General features: G+C 56.2%; 17 protein-coding genes and 2 pseudogenes. 7 read left to right on the plus strand and 12 right to left on the minus strand.

The window, feature by feature from the left end; all coding sequences use genetic code 11:
* The 6 genes and pseudogenes from VI25_RS21035 to VI25_RS25370 form a co-directional block, all read right to left on the minus strand.
* Nucleotides 1-636 (minus strand): histidine kinase (locus VI25_RS21035; RefSeq protein ID WP_161807007.1); only part of this gene is annotated, 636 nt, incomplete at its 3' end.
* A gap of 223 nt (nucleotides 637-859) precedes the next feature.
* Nucleotides 860-1,066: a hypothetical protein gene (locus VI25_RS21040; RefSeq protein WP_045690728.1), complete on the minus strand. Its 207-nt coding sequence runs from the start codon at nucleotides 1,064-1,066 to the stop codon at nucleotides 860-862.
* Nucleotides 1,067-1,287: 221 nt separating this feature from the next.
* Nucleotides 1,288-2,351: pseudogene (locus tag VI25_RS21045) on the minus strand (chemotaxis protein CheB).
* A gap of 757 nt (nucleotides 2,352-3,108) precedes the next feature.
* The gene (locus tag VI25_RS25365) at nucleotides 3,109-3,261 is read right to left on the minus strand and encodes a hypothetical protein (protein WP_161807008.1); all 153 of its coding nucleotides are present in this window, start codon (nucleotides 3,259-3,261) and stop codon (nucleotides 3,109-3,111) included.
* A gap of 11 nt (nucleotides 3,262-3,272) precedes the next feature.
* Complete coding sequence (locus VI25_RS21050) at nucleotides 3,273-3,659, minus strand: hypothetical protein (RefSeq protein WP_055562827.1); 387 nt, start codon at nucleotides 3,657-3,659, stop codon at nucleotides 3,273-3,275.
* A 190-nt stretch (nucleotides 3,660-3,849) separates the two neighbouring features.
* On the minus strand, nucleotides 3,850-4,011 hold the full coding sequence (locus VI25_RS25370) for a hypothetical protein (RefSeq protein WP_161807009.1): 162 nt from the start codon (nucleotides 4,009-4,011) through the stop codon (nucleotides 3,850-3,852).
* A gap of 29 nt (nucleotides 4,012-4,040) precedes the next feature.
* Between VI25_RS25370 and VI25_RS21055 the strand changes: the two genes are divergently transcribed.
* From VI25_RS21055 to VI25_RS27370, 7 genes and pseudogenes are all read left to right on the plus strand, one after another.
* The gene (locus VI25_RS21055; RefSeq protein WP_055562828.1) at nucleotides 4,041-4,286 is read left to right on the plus strand and encodes a DapH/DapD/GlmU-related protein; all 246 of its coding nucleotides are present in this window, start codon (nucleotides 4,041-4,043) and stop codon (nucleotides 4,284-4,286) included.
* 179 nt (nucleotides 4,287-4,465) lie between these two features.
* Nucleotides 4,466-4,732: a hypothetical protein gene (locus VI25_RS21060; RefSeq protein ID WP_045690681.1), complete on the plus strand. Its 267-nt coding sequence runs from the start codon at nucleotides 4,466-4,468 to the stop codon at nucleotides 4,730-4,732.
* A gap of 120 nt (nucleotides 4,733-4,852) precedes the next feature.
* Complete coding sequence (locus tag VI25_RS21065) at nucleotides 4,853-5,536, plus strand: sensor histidine kinase (RefSeq protein ID WP_055562829.1); 684 nt, start codon at nucleotides 4,853-4,855, stop codon at nucleotides 5,534-5,536.
* 5 nt (nucleotides 5,537-5,541) lie between these two features.
* Nucleotides 5,542-6,027, plus strand: coding sequence for a LytR/AlgR family response regulator transcription factor (locus VI25_RS24375; protein ID WP_082455753.1), 486 nt, complete (start codon nucleotides 5,542-5,544; stop codon nucleotides 6,025-6,027).
* A 70-nt stretch (nucleotides 6,028-6,097) separates the two neighbouring features.
* A pseudogene (locus VI25_RS24380) lies at nucleotides 6,098-6,346 on the plus strand (LytTR family DNA-binding domain-containing protein); the annotation flags it as partial.
* 380 nt (nucleotides 6,347-6,726) lie between these two features.
* Nucleotides 6,727-7,137 (plus strand): hypothetical protein, encoded by a 411-nt coding sequence (locus VI25_RS27365; RefSeq protein WP_236705182.1) that lies wholly within the window; start codon nucleotides 6,727-6,729, stop codon nucleotides 7,135-7,137.
* Nucleotides 7,032-7,637 (plus strand): alpha/beta hydrolase, encoded by a 606-nt coding sequence (locus tag VI25_RS27370; RefSeq protein ID WP_052695449.1) that lies wholly within the window; start codon nucleotides 7,032-7,034, stop codon nucleotides 7,635-7,637. Before VI25_RS27365 ends, VI25_RS27370 begins: the two co-directional genes overlap by 106 nt.
* Before the next feature lie 124 nt (nucleotides 7,638-7,761).
* Here the strand turns inward: VI25_RS27370 and VI25_RS21085 are convergent, their stop codons facing one another.
* The 6 genes from VI25_RS21085 to VI25_RS21110 form a co-directional block, all read right to left on the minus strand.
* Nucleotides 7,762-8,199, minus strand: coding sequence for a BLUF domain-containing protein (locus VI25_RS21085; RefSeq protein ID WP_072144876.1), 438 nt, complete (start codon nucleotides 8,197-8,199; stop codon nucleotides 7,762-7,764).
* Nucleotides 8,200-8,332: 133 nt separating this feature from the next.
* Nucleotides 8,333-9,715, minus strand: a complete 1,383-nt coding sequence (locus tag VI25_RS21090) for a sensor histidine kinase (RefSeq protein WP_055562832.1) — start codon at nucleotides 9,713-9,715, stop codon at nucleotides 8,333-8,335.
* Between the two features lie 251 nt (nucleotides 9,716-9,966).
* Complete coding sequence (locus tag VI25_RS21095; RefSeq protein ID WP_072144877.1) at nucleotides 9,967-10,590, minus strand: FIST C-terminal domain-containing protein; 624 nt, start codon at nucleotides 10,588-10,590, stop codon at nucleotides 9,967-9,969.
* A complete protein-coding gene (locus VI25_RS27375; RefSeq protein WP_055562834.1) occupies nucleotides 10,494-11,111 on the minus strand; it encodes an FIST N-terminal domain-containing protein in 618 nt (205 codons plus the stop codon). The genes VI25_RS21095 and VI25_RS27375 overlap by 97 nt, the downstream gene beginning before the upstream one ends.
* Before the next feature lie 72 nt (nucleotides 11,112-11,183).
* Nucleotides 11,184-11,762, minus strand: coding sequence for an OsmC family protein (locus VI25_RS21105; protein WP_045690737.1), 579 nt, complete (start codon nucleotides 11,760-11,762; stop codon nucleotides 11,184-11,186).
* Nucleotides 11,763-11,819: 57 nt separating this feature from the next.
* Nucleotides 11,820-13,412, minus strand: coding sequence for an NAD(P)-binding protein (locus VI25_RS21110; RefSeq protein ID WP_055562835.1), 1,593 nt, complete (start codon nucleotides 13,410-13,412; stop codon nucleotides 11,820-11,822).
* Nucleotides 13,413-13,509 lie beyond the last annotated feature (97 nt).

Genomic DNA, 13,509 nt, shown 5'->3' on the forward strand with positions numbered 1-13,509 from the left:
AGAATAAGCGCGGCGTATCCGGCGAGCGGCTAAGCTTAGGCCGTATATGCTGTTGAGCGTGTTAAACAGGAAGTGTGGCTGCAGCTGGGTTTTCAACTGCTCCAGCTGCAGGGCCAAATGGTCTTTTTCTACCTGGTGGCGCCGCGCCTCCTGTTGGAAGGCTAATCGGACGAAAGCCACGCAGCTGAAAGCCAGCCAATCAGTGAACAGTAAGGTTATCTGAGCATTGGCTAGGCGGGGGAGTTGCTGCAGGTTCAGGTGGTGGTAGGAAGTATAGAAATCGAGGAGTAGGCCCGTGCCGGCTACCGGCCGAAACAGTACGGTGGCTAATACGGCGTTCAGCTTGATAGCCCACCACAGGTATAGCAAGGAAACCAAGGTGAGCACCACGTAGCGCCGTCGCTGTAGCAGAGTAGGTACCAGCCAGCGGTAGTAGGGCACTATGTACAGCGTGGCCACCAGTGCAAATAGGATGAGCTGGGGGTAGGGGAAGTTTTCCTTGGTAGTCAAGGAAAGAGGTACTGCCTCGCCTAAGTACTGTGCATACTTATAGCAGCCCACATACAGGCTCCAGATCAGGAACTCAAAGACCAGCGGAAACCGACTGCGCCGCCGTGACGAGGGAGTGTGTTGCATGCAGGCAAGGTGGGAGCTTTTAGCTGAATTGCGCCTCCGTTACCTAGCGTTTTCGACTAAGCGTAGCGTTTTTTCGACCAAGAAACCAACTGTATAGGCCCCACCACCTGGCCTTTTGGACGGCCGCCGATGTAGGCAGCCAGGCTTTGTCATTACACCAGTTCCCACCCTGTATCCGCCGGCTGTAATGGCGCTAGCAAGACGAAGACCGCCTACCTCCGTTTTAGTCTACACTCGCGTTGGCGGCCGCGTACTGATCTAAGCGGTAGCTCATTTCGTCAATGCTCACCTCCCCGTCAATAAATTGCTGTAATAACTGTTGTTCGTACGCCATTGGCTCCAATGGCGTGCCTTGTACCAAAAGCCGGGCAAACGCAACTAGCTTCTGTCGGGTGTGTTTGGGAAGCTGGGTGGTGTTCATCGTAGACATACCCTACGGGAGCGAATCATATGCCAATCTGGCGGCAAAAGCTGGTATCTTTCGGTGGATTGGTGGTACTTATTGCACCTACGGATCAGCTAGTTACCGAGTAGTAGTTAAAGCAGCCTGTCTACGTACCGCTACCCATACTTCCTTGCCCAAACCTTTTCCTTGGGGTAGGGCCAGTAATTGTTCGTACCATCGGGGGTAACTCACGCTGTACAGGGCAGTCAGTCTGTTTTCTTACGTTCAAATTGTAAGTCGCCGCTGAGCGCCTCGTGCTTTAGAATGGACTTGTGAATCACACGGGCCTGTTTGCCAATTTGCTCCGACTTGCGAAAGAACACTTGGGCAACGTGGGGCTGCTTTTCTACCGTAAATCGCTCTCCTAGGCGTTGCAGCAACAGTTTGGTTTCTTCTAAACCGCGCATGGACTGGTACAGCAGGTTTTCTACCGACTGGGTAACTTCCGATAGCAAAGAATTGAGGGTGTAGGCGTGGCCGGTATGGCACCGGTAGCGAATGAGTTGGCCTTCCACTAGTTGGGTCATTACCCCGTGGCAGTCGGGGCAGGTAAACTGGGTTGGCTCTCCCCGGTCGATGATGCCCATTTCAAACGCGTTGTCCACCTTCGCAATCTGAATTTCCAAGCCCAGTAGGTCTTGCTCTGGTGCCGATAGGCGAGGAGTACCGGCGACTGGTTCCATTGTCAGCTTCACCAATAAGGCCCCTAGCTCTGCCAGCGGCACCACATGATCGGCCGCCACGTACTCCAGCGCATTTTGAGGCATAGCAGGCGTCACGGCGTCGAGCGGGTCCTGCACGACCGTTACGCCGCCCAGGCGCTGAATAGACCACAGTCCGGAGGTGCCATCATCGAGGTAGCCGGTGAGTACTACCCCAATAACGCGGGAGCCATATTCGTAGGCCGCCGAGCGAAACAGCGCATCAATGGAGGGGCGGAAGCGGTTTTCTTTAGGTCCCTTAGTTACCAGTACTGTGTCATCCTCAAGGAGTAAGTGGTGATTGGGAGGGGCAACGTAAATGGTACCGGGCGCGATGGTTTCTCCGTTGCGAGGGTGGACGGCGGGCAAGGAAGACGCGTGCTGAGTAGCTGCGGCAGCATACTCGGCGAGTCGGCAGCCAAGTGCTGCACTACCAGAATAGAAGCTGGAAAGTCGGCCGGCAACATCCTGACCAGTTCTAATAGGGCCGTCACGCCACCGGCCGAGGCCCCAATAACGACGATATCCCGCAGGTGTTTGCGGGCACTTTTCTGTGGGTGCGGGGCCATATCGTTCGCTGCAAGTGAAATAACATAAGAGAAGCAAACAGGCCAGACTGCTAGCTAATGTCGGCGGGTCTCTACTAGGGTACCAGCGCCTGAAGCAGGCGCCGAACGGACGCTTCTCTATCGTTATGTTTCTACGCAACGGTCACCATAGAGTTAAAAAAGAGTATCCTAAGGCGCGGCGTGTGTGCATTTTATAGTAGCAAGGCGGGTAGCTGCCGAGAGCAAGCCCAGAACAACTCATGAGTTCCTGTACACTTCCGGCAATGCGCCCTACTACACGCAAGGCCCCTGTTTCAGCTGCAACTTGGCATAGCTGAAAACAGGGGCCTTGGAAATGATATATCCTTGCAGAATAGGTCGCTACCTCTTGTATATGCAGCAGCCTACTTCAAATCTACTTGTGGTATTAAGCGGAGCATTGCGCAATGCTCCAACCTGATTAACCAAACATCGTGTACAGCACGGCCACTAATACTTGAGTCAGACAAATGGTAACGTATACTGCTCCCTTTTCGTGGGCCTGTAGTTTCTGGGGGGTAGAAGGCTTGTCCATAGGCTTGTTAAGTTGTTAAGCGAGCTTAAACTTAACCGACTTAATATATAAAATACAATAATCATATTTTAATACAAATTAAGAATATAATATTGCCAATATAATTGCATTGTATAGTTGAGCTAAAGCAAATAAGGCGGCTCTACTGACAATTGAAGCAAGGTAGTTGTCAGTAGAGCCGCCTTTATTTCATGGGGTGCGTGCTTAAGTGTTTGCAGAATTACTACTGTCCTGTGCGGCTGAATCGTCAGTGGGGTTGTGGCTGTTCATGCCAATGCGCTGGCGGATAGCATCATCGGGCGTTGAGGTGGTTCCGCCGCTGTAGCCACCAATAAATGGGTTCTGAGCGGTGTCCAAGTTGCGGTCGGTTAGGTCTTCTCGGCCCCCGCTGCTCCCGAGGCCGCCCCGGTGGCCGCTTTGGTCGTAGCCCCGGTCTTCATCCCCATTAAATCCCGCGCGCCCCATGCCTTCACCAGCCCTACTGCGGCAGAATTGTCACCGGTTCCTACGGCACCCTCCCGCCGCTGCTCGTCAAACTCCGACCCGCGCTGCATGGTTGGGCTGCCCGCGCCAGTTTCGGCTGCTTCCGAAGAACGGGACGTATCCGGTCCCTCTCCGCTTTCGGGGTTTGCGAGTACCGTAGACATATCACGCGGGTCATTTTCCGGCGTAGTTACTGGGCCCTGATCGGGGCCCAACTGGGCCGCATTGGTCGTGCTTTGAAGTTCGTCGTCGGGTTGCGGCGTAGTGCTCATACAGAAGGAGTGATGGAAGTGCGAAGAAGAAAGAATACGTATTCCTACTGCCTGATCTGTGGAAGGTTACAATGAGCTTGGCCCACAGGGTTAAACACAATGGGCAGGTACGAGCTTGGTAGGAACCTCAGTAAAAAAAGGGTTGGTTGACCGAGACGCTTAGGCAGTAGGCATACTCTAAGCATAGTGTCTAGGATGCTGACCAAAGCTTAGGATTAAAGTAGTTGGCTTGATCTAGGAGGCCCAGCAAGGAGGCGTCCTGATCGAGAACGAACTTGTGGGCGTAGAGCCAGGGAGAGACCACCAGGACTGGTAGGTCGGCGCAGGCGCGACTGATGGTGTCCTGACACATCTTTTGCGCTGGGGGTAGGCGGCACCATTATGACGGGCACCGTACTTACCGCCGATATTACTCTGGAAGAAGGCGTTCTTATCAACTTAAACTGCGCAATCGGCCACAACTGCGTGATTGGAACCGGCGCAGTAATGCTACTGGGCGTGAAGATTGGGGTAAACCCCGTGGTAGGAGCAGGCAGTGTGGTTACCAAAGACGTTGAGCCCTACAGCCTCGTAGTTGGTACATCCGCCCGGGTTGTTTGCAAGCTTCATTCGCCGGTAGCGCCCTAGCCTACCCTTGCCCAGTAGCACGGTCGCTAGCGCTTAACCTGAGAGGCACAACCGGCCGGGACAATGAGAGAATATAGCCGCCGCCGGCAAGCGCTACCTGCGGCTGGTGCTGACCTGGACCTTACCCAACCCGTGGCGCCGCGTTTCCGTTGGGAAGAGGCCCATTAGGGCCAGATCCTATGCTCAAGCTGGAAAGAATTAATTGGTTGCGTGTTGCCCTGGCCTGGGGGTTATTCACCGCTTTCATGGTAGTAGTGGTGTACGCACAAGCGCTTCCTGGTGCCCGTCCTGTACCCTGGCGCACAGCCGTACTTGGGCCCTTGCTGTATGGGCTGATCTGGCTGTTGTTTACACCCGGCATCTTCTGGTTGGCTACGCGCTTCGACCTAACGGCCGGTCGGCGCGGGTGGGTGGCATCTGCCTGGTGCACGCCGGCACCAGCGTAGTGCTTACCGTGCTGTTCCGCGCTCTGTACCTGAGTGTGCTTGTAGTAAGCGGGGCCCAACCTTACGCTGACCTGGACTACCATCCTGTCGGGCATTAACATCTGGCTTCCGGCGTACTGGATGCTGCTGTGCGTGGCGTACGCCCTGGAATTTTATGCGCGCTACGAGCGCCGCACCCTCGATGCGGCGCACCTGGAAATGCAGCTCGTCCAGGCGCAGTTGCAGGCCCTGAAAATGCAGCTGCAACCCCATTTCCTCTTCAATACACTGAACTCCATTGCTACCCTCATCGACGATGAGCCCCGAACGGCCCAGCGCATGACGGCCAAGCTAGGCGAGTTTTTACGCCTGGTGCTTGATAACACCGACGAGCACCAAGTAACCCTGGCCCAGGAGCTTCACTTTGCCGAGCTCTACTTAGAAATGGAGCAGATTCGATTCTCAGATCGGCTCACCATCACTTACCAGCTAGCTCCTGATACGCTTCCCGCCCTCGTTCCCAACCTGCTGCTACAGCCGCTAATAGAAAATGCAGTAAAACATGGGCTGACGGCCGAAGAAGGGGCTGCCATTCACATTCAGGCAGACCGGCAGCAGGGGCAGCTTGTACTGCAAGTGCGCGACAATGGGCGCGGCACGGCTCAGGCAGATTCCCGGGGCGTTGGCTTGCGCAATAGCGAAGAGCGCCTGCGTGCCCTCTACGGGTCGCGCTGTTCGCTGGCCATTCATACGGCGCCCCAGCAGGCTACGCCGTGCGCATCGAGTTTCCTTTTGTTCCTCACGCCTAATTCAGCCTTCAACTAGATTCTGTGGAGCGTATTCGTACTCTGATTGTGGATGATGAACCCCTCGCGAGGCGGCGAATTGCCCAGTTGCTGGAGCTAGCACCAGATTGTGCTCTGGTGGGCGAGTGCCGCAATGGCACGGAAGCTCTGGCGCGGCTCACTGATCCAGCCTTTCCCCTCGACCTAGTGTTCTTGGATGTGCAGATGCCAGACCTGAGCGGCTTGCAGGTGCTACAACACCTGCCAGCGCAGGGCCTACCACTCATCGTGTTCGTAACGGCTTATGACCGGTACACGCTACAAGCCTTTGAGGCGCATGCAGTAGATTACTTGCTCAAGCCTATCGATCCGGACCGATTTGGCCGCTGCTTGGCTCACGTGCGCGAGTTGGTACAGCAGCGCACTTCCCTCCAGCTCTACCAGCAGCTACAAACGTTGGCACGTGAGGTTGCCCTGCCGCGGCCCTCACCTGATACGGCACTAGAAGTAGCGAGACCCGAACAGTTTTGATCAAAAACAATGGACGCCTCTACTTCGTGGCCGCCGAGCAAGTGCAGTACCTGGAAGCGCAGGCAACTACGTCACGTTGCACACGGCAGGGCAGGAGCACTCCCTGCGCTCCACGCTAAACCACCTGGAGCGCCAACTTGTGCCGGGCAAGTTTCTGCGCATCCACCGTTCCCTTATCGTGAACTGTACCTTCATCAAGGAACTGCGGCCTTGGGCGCACGGAGAGTACCTCATTACCCTACTCGATGATACGCACCTGACTTCCTCCCGCAGCTACAGCGAGACGGTGCAGCGGTTTCTGCAAGGTTTCGCGCGGTAATAGCTTTAACTGTGGAGCGGTGAGACCTTGAAGCAGCGTTATGCTTGCGCAAAAGTGTGTTGCGTTTCGGGCAGCTCGTCCCAGAAATAGGCCATCTGGTCCCACTTGCTATTTACTTTGGGCTGGGAGCCGTATGCCCGGGTACTTCGAAACTTGTTCGTGATACTCATTGAGCTATGAAAACCACCCGCACTCCCCTTTTTCGTTTACCCAGCCGCCCCATACTGCATAGCCTAGCTTTGCTTCTGGCGCTGTCCTTTACTGCCTGCGACGACGATGACAACTCATCTCCTACCACCGGAATCCGCCCCAAGGGGCCAAAACCAGCGTGGCCCCACCATCAAGCCCGAAATGCAAACGGTCATTGAGCGCTGGATAGCTTGTCGAAAGGCGTAGCGCTTAATACGCTCACGCCCCAGCAGGCCCGGCTGGCGCCTTCGGCTACGGATGCGGCCATGGCCGTCATGAAAAACTTCCGCATTCCTGCGCCTACCCCCATGGTAGACACCACGGGGCAGCGCATCCCTGTTGCCGGGGGCACTATTCGAGTGCGCATCTACACGCCTAAAAATGCCACCGCTACCATGCCGGGCATCGTCTATTACCAAGGTGGGGGCTGGGTTATTGCCAACCTAAATACGTACGACCCCTCGCGCGTGCCCTCTCCGAGCAGACTGGGGCGGTTGTGGTATCGGTACAGTACCGGAAAGCGCCTGAGTTTAAGTTTCCCACGGCCCATAACGATGCCTTTGCCGCCTACCGCTGGGTGCGCGACAATGCGACTACCTTAAAAATTAACGCGCAGCGCATTGCCGTGGCCGGCGAAAGCGCCGGCGGCAATTTGGCCGCTGCCGTGTGCATGATGGCTAAAACGGCCAGTGTGCCGCTGCCCGTGCATCAGCTGCTGGTGTACCCTATTGCGCGCTACGACATGAACACGCCTTCCTACACGCAATACGCCGCCGCAAAGCCCCTGAGTAAGCCCCTCATGGAGTGGTTTTTCGACAAGTATCTGACGTCGCCTGGGGATGGCACGAACCCGCTGATTTCGCTGGTGAACTCAACCAACCTGCAGGGTTTGCCGCCGGCTACGGTTATCAATGCTGAAATTGACCCCTTGCAAAGCGAAGGGCAGGAGTACGCTACTAAGCTGAGGAGCGCTGGCGTGTCGGTAACGACGAAGGTATACGAGGGTGTAACCCACGAATTCTTTGGTATGGCAACCGTGGTGCCCGAAGCCAAGGATGCTCAAAGCCTGGCCGCATCGGAGTTGAAAAAGAGCTTCCAGTAAGAAAATCGGCCCGCTAAATACCGTTTGCCTCCCCTGGTTTTGGTGCTTTCCAAGACTTGGGAGGCAAACTGCGTTATGCGTCTCAAGGCCCGTACCTGAGCATACTGGCAGTACCGGCGTCAATTCAGGATAGTTCTGGCGATTGCTCGGAAGGAAAATGAGCTAGCAAGCTGTGGATGAGTTCGTCCTGGCTGCCTTGCAGGGCCTGCTGATACGCCTTGCTCTCTGGATCAATGTAGCCCGTAAGCTGATTGAAGGTAGCCGTGTCCAGGACTTTGAAGCCCATTAGCCAAGAGCGGAAGGCCCGCGCCGGAATTGGTCCGTCGGAGAGCTTCAGCAAGTTGTGATGCCGTTGGTCTTTCTCAATCAGCTCTAACAAGCGGTGCAAGTCCTCTTCCTGTCCTTCTACGAGCTGCATAAAGCGCTGCTCATGCTGGCTGTAAAGTAGCACCCCCGTAATATTATCTCGTTCATTATTGGCGCGCCAGCGCTGTAGATAGGCTTCTAACTCTGCTTCCGGCATCGGCACCGTTGCCGAGCTGACATAAACTATGTGGTGCATATACGAGGGGGATCTAAAAAGCTTCAAGTATAGCACTCACCCAAAGAGAAGACAAGCGTAGTTAGTCCAGAAACGAGGGTTGGGTAAGTAGTGTAGTAGGTGTTGTGGCGGCTACATATGACGGGGTACCTGACTACTCAACGGCACCCGAAGGAGCCATTGGCAGAACCAAGCAAAAAGTAGCCCCCTCTCCCTGCTGGCTTTCTACGGTAAGCACCCCACCATGGCCTTGCGTTACGATGTCATAGCTCAAAGACAAACCTAGGCCCGTGCCCTCGCCGGGAGGCTTGGTAGTGAAAAAAGGCTGGAAGATTTTGGCTTTCACGGCTTCTGCAATGCCGGGGCCATTGTCGTGCACCTGTACTACTACTTCGTTGCCGACTTGCGTGGTGAGTACCCGCACCGTGGGTACATAGCCCTGTTCGCCGCTCTGCTGCCGCTGGTGCACGGCGTAAAAGGCATTGGCAAACAAGTTGACGAGCACCCTACTAATATCCTGCGGCACCACAACTACCGCACCCAGGTTTGGGGCTAGCTCTGCTTTGAGCACCGCCGAGAAGCTGCGGTGCTTGGTTTGTAAGCTGTGATAGGCCAAGCGTAAGGTTTCATCTACCAGGGGATTGAGGTCAATGGCTCGTCGCTGCCCGGTGCTGGTACGGCTGTGCTTCAGCATGCCATGCACAATGCCCGCCGCCCGTTGCCCGTACTGATGAATCTTGCTTAGGTTCTGGGCCAAATCAGTGGCTAGCATTGTGGCCTCCTCCAAGTGGCCGGCTTCCTGCGCTTCTTGAATTTCAGTCAGTAGCTCGGTGCTCAGCTCCGAGAAGTTGTTGACGAAGTTTAGCGGGTTCTGAAGCTCGTGGGCAATACCGGCCATTAGCTCACCCAGGCTAGCCATCTTTTCCTGCTGAATAAGTTGGGTTTGGGTGCGGCGTAGCTCCGTAAGGGAGTTCTGTAACTCGCTGGTGCGCTGCTGCACCTGCTGGTCCAGAATGAGGAAGTGGTTGGCATTGGCCCAGGACACCGAAACTAGCCCGGCAATAGCCCGCATAATGGTGGCTTCCGATTGGCTGACTGGCGGCGCGAATGGCTTGATTTCCTTGTACCGCCCGGCCAGGAGCACCCCTACCATCTCCCGGCCAATAACTACAGGTAGCGCCACGAAGAATGGGCTTTCTAGGTGCTCGCGCACGTGTTCAATCAGCGGGGTGATGGCAGTAGCCTTGTTGACCAACAAGTAACTGTCCTTACCCGTCAATACCGTGGAAAAGTCGAAAAGCAGAGTTGGAAAGCGCTGAGTCAGGTTTGCATCGAAGCCTAGCCCGAAGCGGGGAACAAAGTGGCCGCCATTGGTGGCCCGGACCAGGAACAGGGAGCGGTCCATGCGCAGGCGCAGATTGATGCCCACCAAGGTCTTGTCAATCATTTCCTCTATGGGCATCTGCGCGTCGATGGACTCCTGTAGTTCCGCCAGCAAATTGAAGCCGTCATTTTTAACCCGCAGGTCCGACTTCACCGCCGAGATAACCGCATCGGCCTGTACGTTGGCGCCGCCCAGCTCATCTACCGCCGCTGGTAGTAGGCCAGGGCCCGCTGCAACTCATCAACACTAGTTGGCGGGGTGATAGGTAGTTCGTTGTGAACTGTTTCCATACGCTAAGGGCTAGCACGTAAGATGGTGCATTGACTAGACGACCTCGCTCCAGATGCAGAGTACGCCCGTCCAGTCGAGAGGTACCACGTTGCCGGACGGCAGCTGGGCAATTTCTACCCCGGAGTAAAAGCCAACAAGGGGATGGTGCCCAAGGCTTTCTGTACCTCGCGGGCTTCTTCCTGGTCGTTGCCGGAGTAGGCCCCGGCGCGGCCGGCGCAGTCAATGTAAAAGGCAAGCAAGGGGCGGCGGCCATCGGCAGCAATGGCGGCAAGTAGGTTGCGGGTTTCGGTGTAGATATACTCAAAATCGAAGGCCCGGCGCATTAGCTGAATCTCCGAGCCTTCCACCAAGTCCGGCTCCACCATCACCAGGGCATTGCGCTTCCGGTCTACGCCCACGCACATACGGTTGGCATAGTCCTGCTCCCGAAATGGCCCCCATTTGTCGCCTTTGTTCACGCCCAGCGTGATAAACCAGCCGTAGTCTTCAAACGTCAACCCTGAATCTCCGCCCACCAGATCGGCCAGTAGTTCGGTGGCCGGGCGGTGGTCAATTTCCAGAATAATTGGCCCCTCAGCTTTCGTGACGGTGTGGTAGGCGGAGGCGGGGCGGCAGCCGTGCATGATTACCTGGTGCAGCCTTACTCCACCGCCCGAAAGCACCAGGGCCGTGGCTGAACAGCTGAGGATGCGGTCATTAAACCACTGAAACGACTCCCGAAACTGCATGTCGCCCATGGTGCCGGCTCCGGCGGCGGCCGGCCACTGGCCCCCCAAGCGTCGCTCATGCCGGCCAGTAGCGGGGTGCCCATGTTCATGCGGAAGCGCCCCGTAGTTCGGTTAACCGAATCATAGAAAAAGAGCAGGTTGGGCGGGCCATCGTATGCTTGGCCTAGCACCTGCTGAGCCAGAGCATGCCCGCAGGCGTACTCGTTGTTGGCTAAGTGCTCTTCTAAAAATAGGTTGACCTGAATAGTATCGGAGGCTAGCACGGCTACCCCGCACTGGTAGCCGTCGTAGCCCAGGCAGGTATTGGTGATGACGCCCACGGCGTAGCTGCCTAGCACCTGCGTTTGCGGGCCCAGCACGGCGCGCACCCCCGCCAAAAACTGATGGGGATTGTGGCGGGAGGTGGTCATTAGAATAGCTAGCGCACAGGCAGATACGCCCGCCTGCGCCAAGGCTGCCGCTGCGGCCTTGGCACCCGCCTGAAACGAGTCGGTACACTCACTAAAACCGCTGCCCGTGTGCGTAGGCATAGCCAAAGAGGAAAGCAGCCAATAGCTCAAGAGGGACAAGCTAGCATCCGTTGAGGCTATCGGCCCATGAGGTTATTGTTCAATCACAACTTCGGTGGTGATGTGCAGGGGCAGCTCCAGGGTCTGCTTCACCGGCGACTTGCGGTCAATCGTTTCCTTTGACCGAATGAGCTTGTCAGCCAGCAACGGGTCTTTGGCTTTGAGCGTCACCTTATAGTGCAGGCCAATGGCTCCGTTGGGCGCTGCCTTGTTGAGGCCCAGCACGCCATGCACGTCAAAGCGCACGTCTACCTCTACCTGAATTTTCTCTAGCTCGGTACCAAACAAGGCGGCATTTGACGCAATACCGGCCGTGAGGCAGCCGCAGAGGCCCGCCGCTACTGTTTCAACCGGGTTGGGGGCCGAGTCGTTGCCGCCCAGGTAAGGCGGTTCGTCAACGTATAGCTTGAACTGCCGGTCGGGGGAGCTGATGTTGGCATTGTTAGAGTGCACCTCGTCCACGGTTACTTCCGTGCGGGTGCCGCCTTGCCACTGAGAGCGGGCTTTGAAGACGACATCGGCCAAGGCCGGGGAGGTAGTAATGGCGTCAATCAAGGAGCCAATGTTGGCGAGGTTGACACCGTTGGGCAACGTATCGGTAGCTAAATCCATGGTATAGGAGGTAAAAGGCAAGCGTGAGAAAACGAGCAGCCCAGGTGAGTGCCGAACTCAGCGGGCGCGCAAAGCATGGCGTAGGTAGTGGGGAGCGTGGTCGGTGGGGGCGTCTTTATCGGGGTGGGCCGAGCCGTACGTTGCGTGGGTGGCGGGCACGGAGATGCCCACGGCTCGCCGGGCCGCATGATTGGCCGAAATCCAGCACTCTTCGTGCAGCCCCACCCCCAAGGTGTAGCCCCCCGTAAAATAAATGCCGTTCAGCGCCCCCGCTTCTTGCAGCTGAGCTAGTTCGCGCTGCAGCCCGATGGTATCCATCGTTGCCACGTTGTGGTAAAACGTTTTGATGGCTGGCTGGCCCGTGGGGCTTTGTAATATGTAGCGGGGTAGCAGGTCAACGGGTGGGTTGAGCGTGGTAAAAAACTGGGGCGAATACGGTTCGAGGCGGTAGCTAAGGTTTAGCGCGTCGTTCTGGTGCCGATTCTCCAGGTAGGAAATGGTGTAGGGAGTGGAATAGGGGTAAGCGCCGGGGTACTCGTAAATATGAATGTTGAAGGAGCGCCAGGCATTCACATCGGCCGGCAGCACGCGCGCATCGGTGTGGATGTAGGCCGTGCAGGCCTCGTATTGGTAGCCACTCAGGTTTTGCAGCACCGCCGGCAAGTTGGGCTGGTCTTGGCTGTTAAGCTGGCTAAGACACTGGTAGGCTGCATCGGCATGCACCGCCAAAATGACGCTGGCAAATGGCCCTACCGTATTTGTAGCCCCGGAGGTTGCGCTAGTCCAGTTTACGTAGTAGCCCGCAGGCCCTCCGCCGCTGACCGTTACTTGCTCCCCCAACATGAACTTGCCTAGTCCCTGTTGCTCATCGGAGTTGCGGTCGGTGGCATATAGGTCGTAGTCATTCAGCAGCCAGTCCTGAATGCGGTCCACCAGCTGGCGGGTACCACCCACAAAGTAGCGCCGGTCGGGGTTGGGGGAGCCGTACTGGTTGAAGCCTTCTTGTAGCACGTAATAGTGCGTCACCAGGACAATAGGCATGTTTTGCGGACCAGCAGTGGGCGCGAAGTACATGCCATTCACTCGGGGCAACAGGTAGTAGGCCCCAAAATCGGGACCGTAGTTGTATGGCTTGGGCTGCGGATTGTTGGGGTTGTACGGCTGGGCGAGGTAGTCGGCCACCGTCTTTTGCTCAAAGAAGGGGTCATTGGCCACGTAGTACACACTGGTCCAGAAAAACTCGATATCCTGCTGAAACTGCTGGTAGGCCTCTGGACTCATATCGGGGTAGGGTAGGCTGGTATTGGGTAGCCCATCCACGGTGTAGCTCACGGTGCCGTCGCTATTCGAGTAGCTAGTCGTGTCATCAAGCGGGGCAGTCACGGCGCCCAGCTCACAAATGAGGCGGTAGATATTCAGATAGGTCTTCGTGTTGTAGTCGTTCACGCCCATATCGGCCCAACGCGTGTCGGCTCCTAGCTGCACGGCTTGGGTACTGGAGTTGCCTCCCAGTTCGCTTTGCGCCTCAAAAACGTAATTGTTATGATACCCTAACTCGCTTAAGGTCTTGGCAGCGACCATACCACTGATGCCCCCACCAATGATGGCAATCCGAGCGGATGGGTCCAGGGAAGCAGTAGAAATAGCCATATCAGGTTAGCTAAATGGAGTATAGGATGCGGAGTAAAGTAACTGATTAATATGCTGTTATATATCATAATAGTTAAAAATAATATAAATATTATTA

Source organism: Hymenobacter sp. AT01-02 (genome assembly GCF_000961955.2).
Lineage (GTDB): Bacteria > Bacteroidota > Bacteroidia > Cytophagales > Hymenobacteraceae > Hymenobacter > Hymenobacter mucosus.